Origin of the sequence: Rhizobium sp. CG5 (assembly GCF_023701945.1) — a bacterium.
Lineage (GTDB): Bacteria > Pseudomonadota > Alphaproteobacteria > Rhizobiales > Rhizobiaceae > Allorhizobium.
In genome coordinates, this window is sequence record NZ_JABAEF010000002.1 from 206842 (window position 1) to 222392 (window position 15551).

The 15551-nt window shown below is 63.2% G+C and carries 10 protein-coding genes; 7 read left to right on the forward strand and 3 right to left on the reverse strand.

Annotated features, from left to right (window positions below; translation table 11 throughout):
* The first annotated feature begins 135 nt into the window (after positions 1-135).
* The 5 genes from HGO38_RS04385 (at position 136) to pdeM (ending at position 6089) form a co-directional block, all read left to right on the forward strand.
* Complete coding sequence (locus HGO38_RS04385) at positions 136-1080, forward strand: class I SAM-dependent DNA methyltransferase (protein WP_250954704.1); 945 nt, start codon at positions 136-138, stop codon at positions 1078-1080.
* Positions 1081-1198: 118 nt separating this feature from the next.
* Complete coding sequence (locus HGO38_RS04390) at positions 1199-1837, forward strand: YitT family protein (protein WP_250954705.1); 639 nt, start codon at positions 1199-1201, stop codon at positions 1835-1837.
* Between the two features lie 133 nt (positions 1838-1970).
* Complete coding sequence (locus HGO38_RS04395) at positions 1971-2606, forward strand: YitT family protein (RefSeq protein ID WP_250954706.1); 636 nt, start codon at positions 1971-1973, stop codon at positions 2604-2606.
* A 60-nt stretch (positions 2607-2666) separates the two neighbouring features.
* Entirely contained in the window at positions 2667-5189 is a 2523-nt protein-coding gene (locus tag HGO38_RS04400) for a ligase-associated DNA damage response DEXH box helicase (RefSeq protein WP_250954707.1), read from the forward strand.
* A gap of 174 nt (positions 5190-5363) precedes the next feature.
* Entirely contained in the window at positions 5364-6089 is a 726-nt protein-coding gene (gene pdeM / locus HGO38_RS04405) for a ligase-associated DNA damage response endonuclease PdeM (RefSeq protein WP_250954708.1), read from the forward strand.
* Here pdeM and HGO38_RS04410 read toward each other — a convergent pair whose 3' ends face one another.
* The 3 genes from HGO38_RS04410 to HGO38_RS04420 form a co-directional block, all read right to left on the reverse strand.
* Positions 6090-6893 carry a TIGR02186 family protein gene (locus tag HGO38_RS04410; RefSeq protein ID WP_284739318.1) on the reverse strand — a complete coding sequence of 268 codons (804 nt, stop codon included), beginning with the start codon at positions 6891-6893 and terminating at the stop codon, positions 6090-6092. It lies immediately after the preceding gene.
* On the reverse strand, positions 6893-7819 hold the full coding sequence (locus HGO38_RS04415) for a sulfite exporter TauE/SafE family protein (RefSeq protein WP_250954709.1): 927 nt from the start codon (positions 7817-7819) through the stop codon (positions 6893-6895). The genes HGO38_RS04410 and HGO38_RS04415 overlap by 1 nt, the downstream gene beginning before the upstream one ends.
* A gap of 210 nt (positions 7820-8029) precedes the next feature.
* Positions 8030-11821: a peptidoglycan-binding protein gene (locus HGO38_RS04420; RefSeq protein WP_250954988.1), complete on the reverse strand. Its 3792-nt coding sequence runs from the start codon at positions 11819-11821 to the stop codon at positions 8030-8032.
* A 425-nt stretch (positions 11822-12246) separates the two neighbouring features.
* Here HGO38_RS04420 and HGO38_RS04425 point away from each other — a divergent pair, with 425 nt between their 5' ends.
* Positions 12247-14040 carry an acyl-CoA dehydrogenase C-terminal domain-containing protein gene (locus HGO38_RS04425; protein WP_250954710.1) on the forward strand — a complete coding sequence of 598 codons (1794 nt, stop codon included), beginning with the start codon at positions 12247-12249 and terminating at the stop codon, positions 14038-14040.
* Between the two features lie 140 nt (positions 14041-14180).
* Positions 14181-15389 (forward strand): acetyl-CoA C-acetyltransferase, encoded by a 1209-nt coding sequence (locus tag HGO38_RS04430; RefSeq protein ID WP_250954711.1) that lies wholly within the window; start codon positions 14181-14183, stop codon positions 15387-15389.
* Positions 15390-15551: the final 162 nt, after the last annotated feature.

A 15551-nucleotide genomic window follows, 5' to 3' on the forward strand; every position in this document is an offset into this window, starting at 1 on the left:
CCTGTTTGTCCTGACATAGGCACGGTTATCGCGGCTCGCAAGCGGATTTGCGGCAATCCCGCTGCTCACGCCAAAAATAGCGCTTGTGTTTTGGCCCGGCATCGGCGACCACCGCACACCTCTTGGAGCCTCCTCATGCGACACGATCAGCTATCCTCAGGCGATGCCACGGCAGATCGTCGGGCCGACTATGCCCGGATGCTTGATGAAGGTGGTGATCCGGCTGCCGCCGCCGAACTGATGGAGCAGGCGCTGGACCTTGCGCCCGGTTGGCCGGCGGGCTGGTTTCAGCTGTCGCAATACCGCAGCGGGGCAAACAATGTCGCAGGTGCCGCGAATGCCTTGCAGACCCTGCTGGAACTCGATCCGGACGATCTGTTCGGCGCCCGCCTGAAGCTGGCGCTGCTTGGTGTTGCCGCCGTTCCTGCGGCGCCGTCGAGCCGCTATGTCGAGGCGCTGTTCGACGAATATGCCGACCACTTCGATGTCTCCCTGGTCGAAAAGCTCGACTACTGCATTCCCGAGAAGCTGACCGCCTTGCTGAAACGCATCGACAGCGCCGACCGTCGTTACGATCTTGCGGTGGATCTCGGCTGCGGCACCGGCCTGCTCGGCATCGAAATCCGCGACCGGGTGGATCGGCTGGAAGGGTTCGATCTGTCCGCAAACATGCTGGCGAAGGCCGAAGAGAAGGAAATCTACGATCTGCTCGCCCAGGCCGATCTGTCTTTGGGTCCGGACGCCTGTGGTCTTTTCGCAGACGGGCTTGCAAGGCACCGCGCCGATCTCGTCGCCGCCGCCGACGTGATGATGTATCTGGGCAGTCTCGACACCGTGCTGCTGCTGGCGGCGGAACTGATCGCGCCCTCCGGTATCCTGGCGTTTTCGGTGGAGGAACCGGACGAGGCGGGCGGCTATATCCTCGCCGAGTCGATGCGATATCAGCATTCCGAATCCTATATTCGCACGCAATTGGCAGAGTTTGGATTTCAATGCCTGGCGACGGAGAAAACAGCCATTCGCAAGGATGGCGCGAAACGCATTCCCGGTATCCTGTTTATTGCCCGCAGAACGGGGTGAGAGACCGATAATTGCGATCTTTTCGATAGGTCAGCATTCCTTACGTATCGCTCTTGCCGAAAGCGGCAACTGCGCTCATCCTGATGGCCAACAACCGACAGTTCCGGAGAGAATGGTCATGGCGCAGGCAGGCAGCATGTTCGGCATCTGGAATACCAATCCCGCCCGTCATTCGACCGCGGAAGACATTCAGGGCCTGTTGGCCGGCAGCATGATTTCCGCTCTCGGCCTCTATATCCTGGCGCAGGTCGGTCTCCTGACCGGCGGCATGGCAGGCCTTGCCTTCGTGCTGCATTATGCCACCGGCCTCAGCTTCGGTCTCCTGTTCTTCGTCCTCAACCTGCCCTTCTACATCCTGTCGTTCAAGCGCGTCGGGCTGGACTTCACCCTGAAGACCTTCGCCGCCGTCGCGGCCACCTCCTTCCTCGTCGAAATCGAGAGCCGGTTTTTGTTGATCCAGATGATCAACCCGATCTGGGCGGCGGTGCTCGGCGGCCTGCTGCTCGGCTTCGGCCTGCTGGCGCTTTATCGCCACCGCGCCAGCCTCGGCGGGCTGGGCATTCTCGCCGTCTATATCCAGGATCGGTTCGGCATCCGCGCCGGCCTCGTGCAGCTTGCCTTCGACCTCGTGGTCATGGCCTGCGCCTTCTTCGTCGTCAGCCCCATGGTGGTGGTCTATTCGATCATCGGCGCCGTCGTGCTCAACCTGTTCCTGACCGTCAACCACCGCTCCGACCGCTACATCGCCCTGCGCTAAGGCGATCGGCGTCAAATCCCGATCCGGCAATCTTGACGTCCGGCGCCGGCAGCGTATTGCTGCAGTGCACGGGTGGATGGTTCATCAAACGACGCTACCCAGTGTTCTGAATCTCAGCCGGAGACCGCCCGACATGCCGCCACGCAACGCCCTTGCTGCACTCTGGGCCTCAAGCTCCGAGCGTCATTCGGTTCTGGACGATGCGCAGGGGCTGGCCGCCGGCAGCATGCTGGCCTCGCTCGGCGTGCTTCTGCTCTCCACCGGTGGCCTGTTGACCGGCGGCACGGCCGGCATCGCCTTTCTCCTGCATTATGCGACCGGCATTGCCTTCGGGGTGATCTTCTTCCTGATCAACCTGCCCTTCTACTATCTGGCCCTGAAGCGTTTCGGCCTGACTTTTACGCTGAAGACCTTTGCCGCCGTCACTCTGACCTCGCTGCTGACCGAAGCGCTGCCGCGCTATATCGCGCTTTCCGACATCGATCCGCTGATCGCCGCACTGTTCGGTGGCCTGCTGGTCGGCACCGGCATGCTGGCGCTCTTTCGCCATCAGGCAAGCCTTGGCGGCTTCGGCATTCTCGCCCTCTTCCTGCAGGACCGCTTCGGTTGGCGCGCCGGCCTGGTGCAACTGGGCTTCGATGCCGTGGTGCTGGCCTTCTCCTTCTTCGTCGCCAGCCCGGTGATCATCGCCTGCTCGGTGGCCGGCGCCGTGGTGCTCAACATCACGCTCGCCTTCAACCACCGCCGCGACCGCTACATCGCCCGGTAAGACAGGCCGACGGAAGCGATTGCCTCTTCTCTTTCTGTTTGGGGTGATTACTTTCTGCGCGTGAGCGCAATCGAATCCAAATCGTCCAATCCCGCCGGCAGCCTGCTGCCCACCCCCTTCCTCCGCTGGTTTGCGGAAAAGGGGTGGCAGCCGCGCGACCATCAGTTGGAGCTTTTGTCGCGGGCCAAGGCGGGCGAAAGCCTGCTGCTGATTGCCCCGACCGGTGCCGGCAAGACCCTGGCCGGCTTCCTGCCGTCGCTGGTCGATCTGACCAAGCGGGGCAAACGCCCGCCGGGCTCGGCCTTCACCGGCGTCCACACGCTCTACATCTCGCCGCTGAAGGCGCTGGCTGTCGATATCGAGCGGAATCTCACCCGGCCGGTCGAAGAGATGCGCCTGCCGATCACCATCGAGACGCGCACCGGCGATACGCCGAGCGCCAAGCGCCAGCGCCAGAAGCTGAACCCGCCGGATATCCTGCTGACCACGCCGGAACAGGTGGCGTTGCTGCTGGCCAATGGCGAAGCGGCGCGCTTCTTCAAGGATCTGCGCTATGTGATCTTCGACGAGTTGCACTCGCTGGTCACCTCCAAGCGCGGCCATCTCCTGTCGCTGGGGCTGGCGCGCCTGCGGCAATTGGCGCCGTCGTTGCAGACCATCGGCCTGTCGGCGACGGTGGCCGAGCCGCCGGAATTGCAGACATGGCTGGTGGCGCAGCAGGGCCAGGGGCCGCAGCTGGCCGGTCTCGTGACGGTCAGCGGCGGCGCCAAACCGGATATCACCATCCTGGAGACAGAGCAGCGCATCCCCTGGTCAGGCCATTCCGCCCGCTATGCCATTCCCGACATCTACCGCACGCTGAAGCAGTTCGGCATGACGATCATGTTCGTCAACACCCGCTCCCAGGCCGAAATGCTGTTCCAGGAACTCTGGACGGTGAATGATGACAACCTGCCGATCGCCCTGCATCACGGTTCCCTCGATGTCGGCCAGCGCCGCAGGGTGGAGCAGGCCATGGCCGACAGTCGCCTGCGCGCCGTGGTCGCCACGTCGACGCTCGATCTCGGCATCGACTGGGGCAATGTCGACCTGGTCATCCATGTCGGCGCACCGAAGGGGGCAAGCCGTCTTGCCCAGCGCATCGGCCGCGCCAATCACCGCATGGACGAGCCGAGCCGCGCCATTCTGGTGCCGGCCAATCGCTTCGAGGTCATGGAGTGTCAGGCAGCGCTCGATGCCAATTACCTCGGGGCGCAGGACACGCCGCCGGTCGGCGAGGGCGCGCTCGACGTGCTGGCCCAGCATGTGCTCGGCATGGCCTGCGCCGAACCGTTCCGCGCCGACGATCTTTATGCCGAGGTCACCACGGCCTCGCCTTATGCAAAACTCGATCGGCCGACCTTCGACCGCATCATGGATTTCGTGGCGACCGGCGGTTATGCCCTGAAGACCTATGAGCGCTATGCCAAGATCCGCCTGACCAAGGACGGCACCTGGCGCATTTCCAATCCCGCCATCGCCCAGCAATATCGCCTCAACCTCGGCACCATCGTCGAAATGCCGATGCTGAATGTCCGCCTCGTCAAGCGCAACCATCTCGGCTCGATCGGCCGCGGCGGCATGACGCTTGGCAAGGTCGAGGAATATTTCACCGAGTCCTTAAGCCCCGGCGATACCTTTCTGTTTTCCGGCAAGGTGTTGCGTTTTGAAGGTATCCGGGAGAGTGAATGTCTGGTGTCCAACGCCTTTTCACAGGATCCGAAAATTCCCGCCTATGCCGGCGGCAAGTTTCCGCTCTCCACCTTTCTCGCCGATCTGGTGCGCTCCATGCTGGACGATCGCGCCAAATGGTCTGTCCTGCCCGATCAGGTGCGCGAATGGCTGGAACTGCAGCGCGAGAAATCCGTCCTGCCGAAGCGCGGCGAGTTGCTGGTCGAAACCTTCCCGCGCGGCAACCGCTTCTATATGGTGATCTACCCCTTCGAGGGCCGCCTGGCCCACCAGACGCTCGGCATGCTGCTGACCCGGCGACTGGAGCGCATGGGCGCCAAGCCGCTCGGCTTCGTCGCCACGGATTATTCTCTGGGCGTCTGGGGCCTGGAGGATGTCGGCACGATGATCCGCTCCGGCCGGCTTAGGCTCGCCGATCTCTTCGACGAAGACATGCTGGGCGACGATCTGGAAGCCTGGCTTGGCGAATCCTGGATGTTGAAACGCACCTTCCGCACCTGCGCAGTGATCGCCGGGCTGATCGAAAAACGCCATCCAGGCAAGGAAAAATCCGGTCGGCAGGTGACGGTCTCGGCCGATCTGATCTATGACGTGCTGCGCGCCCACGAGCCGGACCACATCCTGCTACAGGCGACAAGGCAGGATGCGGCAAACGGCCTTTTGGATATTGCCCGGCTTGGCGATATGCTGAAGCGAATCAACGGCCATATCGTTCACAAGGCCCTGGAGCGCATTTCGCCGCTCGCCGTGCCGATCATGCTGGAAATCGGCAAGGAACCGGTGGTCGGCGAAGCGCAGGATCATCTTCTGGCCGAAGCGGCCGATGATCTGATCAGCGAGGCCATGGCGTGATGGTTTGATTTTCGGCTCTCGTGGGGCAAAGGGTGCTTAAAGCATGTCGCCCGAAAGTGGGCTCCGGTTTCGGGACAACGACATGCGGCAAAATAAAGGGATAAAGCGTAAGGAGCGAATCTGAAAGATCGCGACACGCTTTAGGCCCGGCAAGGGCCATGACTGGGAATGGGAATGACAGGCTTAGCAGCAAGACAGCGGATGGATGCAGACCAGGCGGACCCGACCGTGGAGATCGTTCTTCATGGCGTCGTTGCCTGCTGCGACCTCTCTGGCGCCCTGTTCCTGCCGGACATCGACCTGCTTGTTGTCTCCGATCTGCATCTGGAAAAAGGCGCCGCCTTTGCCCGCCGCGGCCAGCTTCTGCCGCCGTATGATACGCTGGCAACGCTTCGAAACCTGGAGCGTGTCATCGCCCGCTACGATCCGCGCATCGTCATCAGTCTCGGCGACAATTTTCATGATCGCACCGGCTCGGCGCTGATGCCGGCGGAATTCCGCACCATGGTTGAAGGGCTTGCCCGTGGCCGTGAATGGATCTGGATCAACGGCAATCACGACCCGGACGGCATTTGCGGCCTGCCGGGCCAGTCAGCCGATGAAATCTGCTATGGCGGGCTGACCTTCCGGCACGAACCGTCACTGATATCAGGTGCTGGCGAAATTGCCGGGCACCTGCATCCCTCGGCCACCGTTCGCCGCCGCGAAAAGTCGGTGCGTCGCGCTTGTTTCGCAACAGATGGTGTGCGCCTGCTGATGCCGGCCTTCGGGGTTTTGACCGGCGGTCTGGATCTGCGCCACAAGGCCTTTGCCGGCCTCTTCGCCAAAGAGGCGCTGATCGCTCATCTGCTGGGCCGCGACCGGCTCTATTCCGTGCGCTTTGCCAATCTTCTTGGCTGATCAATCCTTGCGGAAGATCAGGCTGGCGCCCCAGCCGGTGATCAGTGCGAGCATGACCGAGAACATGCCGTAGATCACCGGGCTCTGATGGGCCGCCTGGGAGATCGTCTGCTCCAGCCCGGTCTTCACGACACGCAGCCGCATCTCCCGTTCCGCGATGAACTCGCCGCTCTTGAAGAGATAGGCATGCACGACATGCACCCCATCGGGAATGTTGGCCGGCAGGCGTAGGGTTGCCTTGAACAGGCTGGAACTGACGAAGCGCACGCCGTTGGTGTCGTGCTGGTAAAGCCCATGGGTCTGCTGAAGCCGCCGATAGGCCTGGCGGAAATCGACCAGACTGACGGCATTGCCGAAATAGCCGGTCGGTGTCAGCGGCAGGAAGTCGATGCCGACCCCGAGTTCCGACAGCAATTGCGGCGTCGAGATATTGGCAACCGGCCGGGTGGCGGCCAGCGAATAGGATTCCGGCACCCGCTCGAAACTCATCGACAGCCGGTTGACCCAGATGCCGAACAGCCGCTCCTTGCGCCGCACGGTCGCATCGGTGCGCGGCCCTTCCAGCGTGACGACCACGTCATACTGGCCGATCGCCAGCAGAAGCGAATCCGTATTGCTGAGAGAGCCGAACACCGTCAGGTCGGCGCCGCGAAAATCCGAGGTAATGGCGATTTCGCTGGTCGACGTGCCGATATCGAGGCTTTCCTTCGTCGAATCGGGCGTCAGAAACGGGATCTGCGCCAGAGCCGGCATGGCCGGCAGGCTGGCAGACGCCAACAACAGGGCAGAGAGCAGGGCGCGCATCAATTTCCAAACCCTCCGATCGCCACGGAATAGACATCGGCCGGCGTCGCCACCAGCTCGATCGCCAGCCGCACGCCGACGGCAAACACCAACAATCCCAGCAAAGCGCGAAGGTGTTCGCCGCGCAGCCTCTGGCCGACGCGCACGCCATATTGCGCGCCGATAACGCCGGCGATCATCAGGATGAAGGCCAGCACGATATCGACGGAATAGTTGGTCGCGGCCTGCACGATGGTCGTGTAGGCGGTCACGAAGATGATCTGGAACAGCGAGGTTCCGACGACCACGTTGGTTGGGATGCGCAGCAGGTAGATCATCGCCGGCACCATGATGAAGCCGCCGCCGACACCCATGATCGAGGTCAGGATGCCGATGGAAAAGCCAAGGGCGATCAGCGGAATGACGCTCAGATAGATCTTCGATTTCTTGAAGCGCATCTTGAAGGGCAGGCGGTGCACCCAATTGTGCTGGCCGGGCCGCTTCAGCGTGGCGGGCTCGTTGCGCGCCGCGCGCCGCATGGCATTGAGGCTTTCCATCAGCATCAGCGAGCCGATCGTGCCCAGAAACACCACGTAAAGCAGCGAGATGAACAGGTCGAGCTGCCCGAGACTGCGCAGCCAGGAAAAGATCCAGACGCCCACCGTTGCACCCGCCAGGCCCCCCAGCAGCAGCACGGTTCCAAGCTTCATATCCAGCGTGCCGCGCCGGAAATGGGTAATGGCGCCGGAGACCGAGGAGGCGACGACCTGGTTCGCACCCGTGGCGACAGCCACGACAGGCGGAATGTTGTAGAAGATCAGCAGCGGCGTGATCAGGAAGCCGCCACCGACGCCGAACATGCCCGAAAGAAAGCCGACGGCCGCGCCCATGCCGAGAATGATGAAGATGTTCACCGACAATTCTGCGATCGGCAGGTAGATTGTCACGGTCGGCCCTCGAAAACTGCGAATGCCCGCTTGAGCGGGTGAACCTTGTTAAATGCGGATGACCACGTGATACCGTCGCGGCGCGGAAGCGGCCCGTAGATGGGCAAAAGTTGCCCTGGACCATAACTTTTCATGCGCCCCAAGCAACCCCGAGTCAATTCAAGACACCGGATTACTCTCGCTTTTTTCAGGTTTTATGAAGGCAATCCGTTATTTGTTGCGGGCCAGCAACGCGGTCACCAACTGGTCGTTGATCCGGCCCGTCGGTTCCTGACCGATCGAGGTCTGGAAGGCCTTGATCGCGGCAATCGTCTTCTTGCCAAGCTTGCCATCGGGCGTGCCGGCGTCGAAGCCATTGTTGTTGAGGATGGCCTGGATATTGCGGATCGCCTTGTCCATGTCGACGCTGGCGGTCTTCAGGCCCTTGCCGGCCCATTCGTCCGGAACATCCACGGCATTGGCGTCTGGGTTGAGCGGCTTGGCTTTCCAGAGGTCGACGGCCGCGCGCGCCTGTTCCAGCCGTTCGGCCGGCATGGCATTGGCCACTTCGTCGCGCTTTTTGGCGGCATCCTTGTCACCGTCCTTGGCGGCGATCGCAAACCACTTGTAGGAGGCTTCAAGGTCCTGGCTGACGCCATTGCCGCGGGCAAAGAGCACGGCGAGGTTGAACTGGCTGTCGGAAACGCCAAGCTCGGCCGCTTTGGTGAACCATTCGGCGGCTTTGGCAAAATCCGGCGTGCCATCGGCACCGGATGCGTAAAGCACGGCCAGATTGTGCATGGCGCTGGCATTGCCGGCATCGGCAGCCTGTTGATAGAGCGCCTTGGCCTTGGCAATGTCCCGTTCGACGCCGGTTCCCTTTTCATAGAGATTGGCGAGGCGATACTGGGCCGGCGCAAAGCCCCGGTCGGCGGCATGCTGATACCAGACGGCCGCCTTGGACAGATCATTGGCAACGCCGCGGCCTTCTGTGAAGCGCGCGCCGATTTCAAACAGCGCCAGCGGATCGCCGGTCTTGGCGGCAGCGGTCAGCGACGGCGGGGTAATGCCCTCCGGGATTTCGATCGTTGCCGTCGCCGGTGCAGGTTCCGGTGCCGTGGCTGTCGCCGGCGGCGCCAGGCCGTCGGGCTCAGAGACCGTGCCAGCCGGTGCCAGCGTGTCGACGTCGCTGCCGCCATCCATTGGGGCATTGTCGAGGCTGGCAGCAGGGCGCTCGACCGGCGCAACGGGTGCGGCCTCGATCGGTGCGCTCTCGTCGACCATCGGCTGGTCGGCGGGTGCGGCATTGTCTTCAAGTGCGGGCGGCACTGACAGGTCTTCGTCGGATGCAGGCGCGGTGTCGGCGCTCCTGGTGTCGGCGGCCGGTCCGGTGGGAAGGGCAGCGGCAGGGTCGGGCGCCTGGCTCTTCTCCGCAGGCTCGATCGTCTCGATCGCAGGGTCTGGGGCCTTGTCGCCGCGTGTCAGGGTGTTGATCAGCGGCAGAGCCATGGCGGCCAGCAGCACGGCGCCAACCGCCATCAGAATGGGCCGGCGATAGCGCTTGAAGGTCGAGCCGGCGTTCACTTCATCGGCCAGTTTGCCCATCGGGCTGCGCTGGCTGCGGTCGGTTTCCTGGGCTGCGGCCTGCGCGGCGCGGCGGGCAGCCGCAATGTAATCGGCCCGGTCATCGGCGCCGGTTGTTGCCGTGCCTGACGCACCGGCGCGAGCCGCATTCTGGCTGGCCCGCACCCGCTCCAGGATCTTGCGCACATCCGGCGTGCCGGAGCCGGGCTCCAGCAATTCGTTGGCCTCTTCCGGCGGCAGCATGTCGACCGGATCGATCGACGGCGAGGGGTCGATCATGTCGCGCGTCTTGGCGACAGCCGGCTCCTCTTTTTTCGCGCCGGGGATCAGCCGCTTGCCAAGGCCAGCCAGAAGGCTTGGGCGGCCCGGCTTCTTCTCGGCGGCAACCGGAGCCTCGACTGGTGCAACGGCGTCGGAGGCGCTGCCCCTGGTGCTGGATGCCGACGGGGTCTGTGGGGTCTCCGGCGACTGGAAGGCGGCCTCCAATTCGCGTCGCACATTGCTCAGATGCGAGGTGGCGGCGGCATCCATGTCGCGTTCGACACTGGCGGCGGTCATCACCTCCGGGCGGGCAAAGGCCGGCGCCGGCGCGGCCGTGCGCTGGTCCATCTGGTCGAGTTTTTCCGCAATCTGCACCAGGGTTTCGTGCAGCGCCTCGAATGTCCGGTGGGTGCGCTCCTCGGTGCCGCGGCTGATCTCTTCCAGGTGCTTCAGATGGTCGGCAAGTGCCGCCATCGTTTCAAGGCCCTGGCTGGCCTCGACGCCGTGCGATGAGCCCTGCTGACGGGCATAATTGTCCATCACGGCTTCGGCTGCCTGGCGGGCCGCCTCGATGATATATTCGTCGCTGGTCGACAGATAGTCTTCGAGCGCCGCCATGCGACCCTCGAACTGCTCGGTCGGCTGGCTGCCGGCTACGGGCGTATTGCTGATCAGTGCCGACAGATGGGCGATCTGTTCTTCGAGGCTGCTGAGGCTCGCCTGGTCGCCAAGCGGTGCGGCCGTCGTTTCTTCGAGCCGAAGGGCAATGCTATGCAGCCGATCGTCGAGGCTCCGGAGCAGCCGGTCGTCCATGGCAGGAGCCGCCTGCGGCAGCTCGATGTCTTCGATCCGACGGCCGAGGATTTCCAGCCGTTCGGCCAGCCGGTCGTTGACGGCGCCATGGTCGAGCGCATCGATCTTGCGGGAGATATCGGCGAGGTAACCGGTCAGCTCCGGCTGGGCCACCGGCTTCTGCGACCGTTCCAGCAGCAGCGACAGCTGGTCCAGCCGTTCTTCGAGCTTGCTGGCGGCCTGCTCGCTCGACAGGTCCTCGATCCGCGCCGACAGCGCCTCGATCCGGCTGCCCAGCTCCTTGGCCGGGTCCGGCCGGGCGGCGGCATTGATCGCCATGGTTTCGATCTGCCGGGCAATGGCACCGATGCGGTCTTCCAGACGGGCGATCAGGTCCATGTCGGCGCTGGACGCGCTGCTGCGCCCGCCGGCCGCAATGGCCCTGGTGATTTCGTCGAGCCTGAGGTCGATGCCGGCGAACTGGTCGTTCATCGCCCGCTCGTTGGGCTCGATATGCGCGCCGATATGTTCAAGCGCCGTGGCCACCGCCATCAGCTTGTCTTCAAGGGCGCGCACCGAACGCGCATCACCCATCGTGCCCATCTGCTTCTTGATGTCATCCAGCCGATAGGCGAGCGACACCAGCTCTTCCTGCAGGGCATCGGGGTCGAGCCGTTCCAGCTTCGTCTCAAGCGTGTTCCAGCGGTTTTCCATGTGGCGCACGGAATCCTCCCGCGCCAAACCGTCCATCAGCGAGCGCAGGTCATCGAATTCGGCCCGCAAGCCGTCGCTGCCGGGCGCGGCATTCTGGCCGAGCTCGGTGATGCCGCTGGCGATGCGGGCGAGATCCTCGCGCATGTCGGCATGCAGCGGATGGTCCTCGGCGATCGTTCGGATGCCGTGGATCTCCGAGCGCAGCGCACTCACTTCCCGCGCCAGGCTTTCGGAAATGTCCTGCTTCAAGTCCTGCCGCAGGCTGAGCAGCGCCTGGGTGATGTCTTTGAGCACAAGATCGGACGGGGCCTGCGCCGCAGCCGGGTATGCGTTGGCCGCCGCAGTCGGCGCCGGCACTGGTGCCGTGGAGCGAGCCAGGATATCGCTCGGCGTGTCCCGGTGGGCGCGCTCCGTCGCACGCGGCCGGTTTGCCTCGAGTGCCCGCTGGCGCTGGCGGATCTCAGTCAGCGGATCGACGCGCAGTTCTCGTTCGCCACGGCTGTCACGCTCGCGGGGCACCTCACGCCGCAGCTCTTCGACCGGCCGACTGTCGCGGCCGGTTCCGACCATCAGGCCTTCTATGCGGGCTTCCAGTCCCTCGATCGTACGGCTCAGCGCATCCAGCGATGAGGCGCCGGCCGGGCGGGAAGGAGTTGATCGCGATCCGTTCATGTTCTTGCTCGCTTCGACATTGTCGCTCGCTGCCGTAAGGCCCACGAGAAGATGGCTTTCCCTGGTCGTTTTGCTGCTGGAAGGACCGGCCGCCGGGCAGTTCGGCATATCTGTTCTTCCGTCGTTCGGTTGGCTGCACCGGAAATCTCCCGAGCATCCGGACGAACCGCATTCGACGCACCACGTTTCACCGGTCACAATTCACGAAACGTGGTAAACAAGCCGTTAACTGGGGCGGGAATTTTTTAACGATTCGACAATATATTGGAGAAAGGCCGGACCGCGGCCTGCCAGGCAGGGTCGTGCCGGTTTTAAAAAAATCGCCGCCGCGCAAATATTGACGTTTACGCAAACGTCAATATTTTATATAAGCATGAACCAGACCGGGCATGTCCCGGTGACAAGTCTTTGGAGGAAGATGGAAAATGCCGGTCTACAAGGCTCCCGTAAACGACACGCTTTTCATTTTGAACGATGTCCTCGGTCTCGACCGCTACAACAATCTCCCCGGTTTCGAGGATGCCAGCCCCGACATGATCGAAGCGATCGTTGGCGAAGCGGCACGGCTTGCCGAAGAGGAGCTTTTTCCGCTCAACCTGTCCGGCGACCAGGAAGGCTGCACCCGGAACGACGACGCCTCGGTGACCGTGCCCAAGGGCTTCAAGCAGGCGTATGATGCCTATTGTCAGGGCGGCTGGAGCGGTCTGGCCGTACCTCCCGAATTCGGCGGCCAGGGCCTGCCCTATACGCTGCACAGCGCCGTCGGTGAGTATATGTCGTCGGCGAATATGGCGCTGACCATGTATCCGGGCCTGACCCAAGGCGCCATTGCCGCCATTCTGGTGCATGGCACCGACGAGCAAAAGCAGACCTATGTGCCGAAAATGGTCGAGGGCATCTGGTCCGGCACCATGAACCTGACCGAGCCCCATTGCGGCACCGACCTCGGGCTCTTGCGCACCAAGGCCGTGCCGAACGGCGACGGCTCCTACAAGATTTCCGGCCAGAAAATCTTCATCTCGGCCGGCGAGCATGGGATGACCGATAACATCATCCATCTGGTGATCGCCCGCATCGAAGGCGCGCCAGCAGGCACCAAGGGCATTTCGCTGTTCATCGTGCCGAAGTTCCTGGTCAACGAGGACGGTTCGGTTGGCACGCGAAACGGCGTCAGCTGCGGCGCCATCGAGCACAAGATGGGCATTCACGGCAATTCCACCTGTGTGATGAACTATGACGAGGCCACCGGCTACCTGATCGGTGCCGAAAACAAGGGTCTTGCGGCCATGTTCGTGATGATGAACGAGGCCCGCCTCGGCGTCGGCCTTCAGGGCCTCTCGGTCGCCGAGATCGCCTATCAGAACGCCGTCCACTATGCCCGCGAACGTATCCAGGGCCGTTCCCTGTCGGGCATCAAGGCGCCGGACAGACAAGCCGATCCGATCATCGTCCATCCCGATATCCGCCGCTCGCTGCTGACCATCAAGTCCTTCACCGAGGCCGGCCGCGCCTTCACCCTGTGGACCGCGCTGAAATCCGATATCGCCCATCGCTCCACGGATGCCGCCGAAAAGCAGGCAGCCGACGACATTCTCGGTCTGATGACGCCGATCCTCAAAGGTGTCCTGACCGACAAGGGCTTCGATCATGCCGTCATGGCCCAGCAGGTATTCGGCGGTCACGGCTATATCGAAGAACACGGCATGAGCCAGTATGTCCGCGATGCCCGCATTGCCATGATCTACGAGGGCGCCAACGGCATCCAGGCTCTTGATCTGGTCGGCCGCAAGCTGGGCTTGAACGGTGGCCGTGCCGCCATGGCCCTGTTCAAGGAGATCGGCGATTTCTGCGAGGAAAACCGCGCTGACGAAAAGCTCGCCTTCTACACCAAGGGCCTGAAGAAAGGCCTCAACGACCTGCAGGCGTCCACCATGTGGTTCATGTCCAACGCCATGGCCAAGCCCGACAATGCCGGCGCCGGCTCGACCGATTACATGCACCTCTTCGGTCTGGTCGTGCTTGGCTATATGTGGGCGAAAATGGCGAAAGCCGCCAACGACGGCCTGGCCAACGGCGATCCGCGGTCCGACTATCTGGAAACCAAGCTGAAAACCGGGCGTTTCTTCATGGAGAAGATCATGCCGGAAACCGCGCTCCGCAAGATCCGCATCGAAGCGGGCGCCGACAGCCTGATGGACATGGCCGCGGAAGCGTTCTGAAGGATGAGTTAGGCGATTGCCCCTCACCCTAGCCCTCTCCCCGTAAACGGGGCGAAGGTGCCGGCAGGCGGATGAGGGGCTGTCGTCAAATAGCCCAAAGTTTTATAGGCGCCCGCGCGCCCCTAGGGAGATGAGAAACAATGACCGAAGCCTATATCTATGACCACGTGCGCACGCCGCGCGGCCGCGGCAAGAAGGATGGCAGTCTGCACGAGGTGCCGACACCTCGGCTCGCCGCCAAGACCCTGGAGGCGCTGCGCGATCGCAATGGCCTCGACACCGGAACCGTTGACGACATCATCTTCGGCTGCGTCGATCCGGTCATGGAAGCCGGCGCCGTGATCCCCAAGGCCGCCGCGTTTGAGGCCGGCTACGCCTTCTCCGCTCCGGGCATCCAGATCTCGCGCTTCTGCGCCTCCGGCCTTGATGCCGTCAATCTCGCCGCCGGCAAGGTCATGGCTGGCTCCGACGATATCGTCATCGCCGGCGGCGTCGAGAGCATGTCGCGTGTCGGCATGGGCATGTCGGGTGGTGCCTGGTACATGGACCCCTCGGTCAACTTCCCCGGCTATTTCATGCCCCAGGGTGTTTCTGCCGACCTGATCGCCACGAAATATGGCTTCTCCCGCGATGACGTCGACGCCTATGCGGTGGAAAGCCAGAAGCGTTCGGCCAATTCCTGGGAGAAAGGCTATTTCGCCAAGTCCGTCATCCCGATCAAGGATGGCAACGGCCTGACCATCCTCGACCGCGACGAGCATATGCGCCCGAGCACCGACATGCAGTCGCTGGCCGGCCTCAACCCATCCTTCCAGATGCCGGGTGAAATGGGCGGTTTCGATGCCGTCGCCTTCCAGGCCCATCCGGAAATCGAGAAGATCTCGTATGTCCACCACGCCGGCAATTCGTCTGGCATCGTCGATGGCGCCGCCGCGGTGCTGGTCGGCTCCAAGGCCGGCGGCCAGTCGATGGGCCTGAAGCCCCGCGCCCGCATCCGCGCCTTCACCAATATCGGCTCCGATCCGGCCTTGATGCTGACCGGCCCGGTCGACGTCACCGAAAAGCTTTTGAAGCGCTCCGGCATGTCGATCGCCGACATCGATCTGTTCGAACTCAACGAAGCCTTTGCCGCCGTGGTGCTGCGCTTCATGCAGGCCTTCAACGTCAGCCACGACATCATGAACGTCAACGGCGGCGCGATTGCCATGGGCCACCCGCTCGGCGCCACCGGCGCGATGATCCTTGGCACCGTGCTCGATGAGCTGGAACGCCGCGATCTGAACACCGCCCTGGTCACGCTCTGCATCGGCGCCGGCATGGGCACGGCGACGATCATCGAGAGGGTTTGAAAAGAGCCGTGCGGCAGCCCCTCATCCGGCTGCCGCCACCTTCTCCCCGCAAGCGGGGAGAAGGGAATGTGCCGCGAGGGTTCTGGGTCCCCCTCGCCCCGTTTACGGGGAGAGGGTGCGCCGAGCGAAGCGGAGGCGGGGTGAGGGGCAGGCCAAGGGCCA

What these genes read in the sequence shown, in the direction of transcription:
- HGO38_RS04430 (WP_250954711.1), top strand. Translation starts at nt 14,181, where the DNA reads ATGACCGAAGCCTATATCTATGACCACGTGCGCACGCCGCGCGGCCGC.
- HGO38_RS04390 (WP_250954705.1), top strand. Translation starts at nt 1,199, where the DNA reads ATGGCGCAGGCAGGCAGCATGTTCGGCATCTGGAATACCAATCCCGCC.
- pdeM (WP_250954708.1), top strand. Translation starts at nt 5,364, where the DNA reads ATGACAGGCTTAGCAGCAAGACAGCGGATGGATGCAGACCAGGCGGAC.
- HGO38_RS04395 (WP_250954706.1), top strand. Translation starts at nt 1,971, where the DNA reads ATGCCGCCACGCAACGCCCTTGCTGCACTCTGGGCCTCAAGCTCCGAG.
- HGO38_RS04385 (WP_250954704.1), top strand. Translation starts at nt 136, where the DNA reads ATGCGACACGATCAGCTATCCTCAGGCGATGCCACGGCAGATCGTCGG.
- HGO38_RS04420 (WP_250954988.1), bottom strand. Translation starts at nt 11,821, where the DNA reads ATGAACGGATCGCGATCAACTCCTTCCCGCCCGGCCGGCGCCTCATCG.
- HGO38_RS04410 (WP_284739318.1), bottom strand. Translation starts at nt 6,893, where the DNA reads ATGCGCGCCCTGCTCTCTGCCCTGTTGTTGGCGTCTGCCAGCCTGCCG.
- HGO38_RS04425 (WP_250954710.1), top strand. Translation starts at nt 12,247, where the DNA reads ATGCCGGTCTACAAGGCTCCCGTAAACGACACGCTTTTCATTTTGAAC.